The sequence below is a fragment of the Metabacillus fastidiosus NBRC 101226 genome (assembly GCF_001591625.1).
Lineage (GTDB): Bacteria > Bacillota > Bacilli > Bacillales > Bacillaceae > Metabacillus > Metabacillus fastidiosus.
Window position 1 is genome coordinate 1 of sequence record NZ_BCVG01000206.1, and the last position, 2,119, is coordinate 2,119.

3 protein-coding genes are annotated in these 2,119 nt (G+C 33.2%); 1 reads left to right on the forward strand and 2 read right to left on the reverse strand.

Annotated features, from left to right (window positions below):
• Positions 1–144 precede the first annotated feature (144 nt).
• Together BFA01S_RS21355 and BFA01S_RS21360 are read right to left on the reverse strand one after the other, a co-directional pair.
• A complete protein-coding gene (locus BFA01S_RS21355) occupies positions 145–387 on the reverse strand; it encodes a glutaredoxin domain-containing protein (RefSeq protein ID WP_066235632.1) in 243 nt (80 codons plus the stop codon).
• On the reverse strand, positions 380–1,348 hold the full coding sequence (locus BFA01S_RS21360) for an MBL fold metallo-hydrolase (RefSeq protein WP_235843093.1): 969 nt from the start codon (positions 1,346–1,348) through the stop codon (positions 380–382). The genes BFA01S_RS21355 and BFA01S_RS21360 overlap by 8 nt, the downstream gene beginning before the upstream one ends.
• A gap of 227 nt (positions 1,349–1,575) precedes the next feature.
• On the opposite strand from BFA01S_RS21360, the gene BFA01S_RS21365 reads away from it, so the two are divergent.
• Positions 1,576–1,815: a YkuJ family protein gene (locus BFA01S_RS21365; RefSeq protein ID WP_066235635.1), complete on the forward strand. Its 240-nt coding sequence runs from the start codon at positions 1,576–1,578 to the stop codon at positions 1,813–1,815.
• Positions 1,816–2,119 lie beyond the last annotated feature (304 nt).

Below are 2,119 nucleotides of genomic sequence, written 5' to 3' on the forward strand. Positions count from 1 at the left end.
GAAAAAACCCCCACTGATGGAAGTTTCACTTTATTAACAATAAGGAATTTCATCCTATTTTTTGTATTTTATTAATAATTATTCTAGGAATTATTTTTTGGACACGAAAAGAGACAGCGGAACATCTGCTGTCTCTTGGTTTAATCAAGCTTCAATATTTAATAAATGTTCTAATTTTTGTAAATTAAAACCAATTACAATTTCATCATCTATCGTAACAGTTGGTGTTGATGTTGCTTTGAACTCATTTATTAATGTTAATCTTGCTTCTTCATTTTTTGTAATGTCAATCTCTTCAAAGCTGAAATTATAATGCTGTAAAAATTGTTTCACGATTTGACATGGTGGACATTCAGGCTGGGTATAAACGATAATCTTCTTACTCATGGATAACACCGGTTTTTTGAAAATAATCAACAATTCCTTGTGCAGAAACGAATATATCAAGCTTAATAATTTCTGTTATTTCATCATCTAAAGAAATATTTTGCTCTTGTAAATAAGAGAAAATGATGTTGTCAAGTTCTTTAACGACAGCTTCTGTTAATGATTCAAAACTATTATTATCTGCTTTGCTGACACCGTTCTTCCCTGCTTCTATAAATGCAGGCACCCATTTTCTTAGTTCAGTAAATACTTTTTGTGGATGTTCGCTTACACCGAAATGGCTGAAATAAATTTTCTTTGCGCCTAAATCCTCAAAAAGCTTTGCAGAAGCAAGCATTGCATCAGGATTAAATTGATTCGGAGATGTTGCCGGGAGATACAGCTCCAGTCCTTTTTCTAAAAGCTGACTGTAGAAAATACCGACTGTGTCACCAGTAAATATACCGCCTGTAACAGAATCATGAATACTAAAATGATGGTTTGCATGTCCTGGTGAGTCGTAAAATGTGAGAGTGCATTTTTCGCTCATCTGAATTGTTTCTTTGTCATTCATAATAATAACCCTGTCTTCAGGTACTGCAACGATTGGATCAAATAATCGATCAAAATCATCTCCGTAAACAGATTTAGCACTAGCTATTAAACGTTCAGGAGTAATCATATGTCTTGCACCTTTAGGATGTACGACTAATTTAGCATTCGGACATTTTTCTAAAAGTAATCCTGCACCACCTGCATGATCGAGGTGAATATGTGTTACAATGATATAGTCAATTTTTTCGAGTGGGATATTAAGCTTATGTAGGCCCTCGATAATATACGGAATAGAGGGACTTGCAGACGGCTCAAATAATGCAATTTTTCCGTCTTGAAGAATATATGTGCTCGTACGATTTTTTTTTCTTAAGTCCATACTATCAATAATGGTAAGACGTTCATCAATTTTATGTATGTTTGCCAACGAAATAATCTCCTTTTTTATAAAAAAATAAATTGGAACTCTCTCTTACATATTGTAAAATTGGTAATGCGTAAAGTAAAGGTATTCGAAAAAAGTTACTTTTAGATTGTAACTTTGGGTATTGACATTGTTTTTAGTGGATATTATGGTCACATAGGTAAACAATATAATTGAAAAAGAATTAGTTAATGAAGAAAGTTAACTGTTCTAAAGAAGGGGGATTCCCAATGACTTCACAACTATTAGGAATTATTACAAGATTACAAAGCTTACAGGACAGTCCAACTGGAGAGCCGTTACAGCGTTTTTTCGAAGTACAGGGAGAAAAACGCTGCAGTGTTAAGTTTTTTGATAAAACGAACACATATGAATTAGAAGTATATGAAAAAGGGGAAAAGCCACAGTCATATCAATTCGATAATATCGACATGATTGCAATTGAAATTTTTGACCTACTTCAATTATAGGAGGGGACAATTAAAGTGAAATTGCCTTTAATCATTTGTCCAAACTGTCTTGAACAGTTGCCGTTAAGCGAAGAAACGATCACTGCCCAATCTAACCAAAATATAATCTTTACGTGCACTAATTGTGGCGAAATCATTCGTGACATAAAAACGAGTAAGGGATAATTCTCTTACTTTTTTCTTTGTGTACAAATAATTTACTATGTTTCCGAATAATATAATAAAGAGATATAACTAGAAATGAGTATTTGTACATCTTTATCCCAGCCTTAACGAGCAGTAAGCCTCCCACTTCAAATTTCTG

Excerpts from the sequence above, each read along its gene's own strand:
- BFA01S_RS21355 (WP_066235632.1), bottom strand. The coding sequence starts at position 387 with ATGAGTAAGAAGATTATCGTTTATACCCAGCCTGAATGTCCACCATGT.
- BFA01S_RS21365 (WP_066235635.1), top strand. The coding sequence starts at position 1,576 with ATGACTTCACAACTATTAGGAATTATTACAAGATTACAAAGCTTACAG.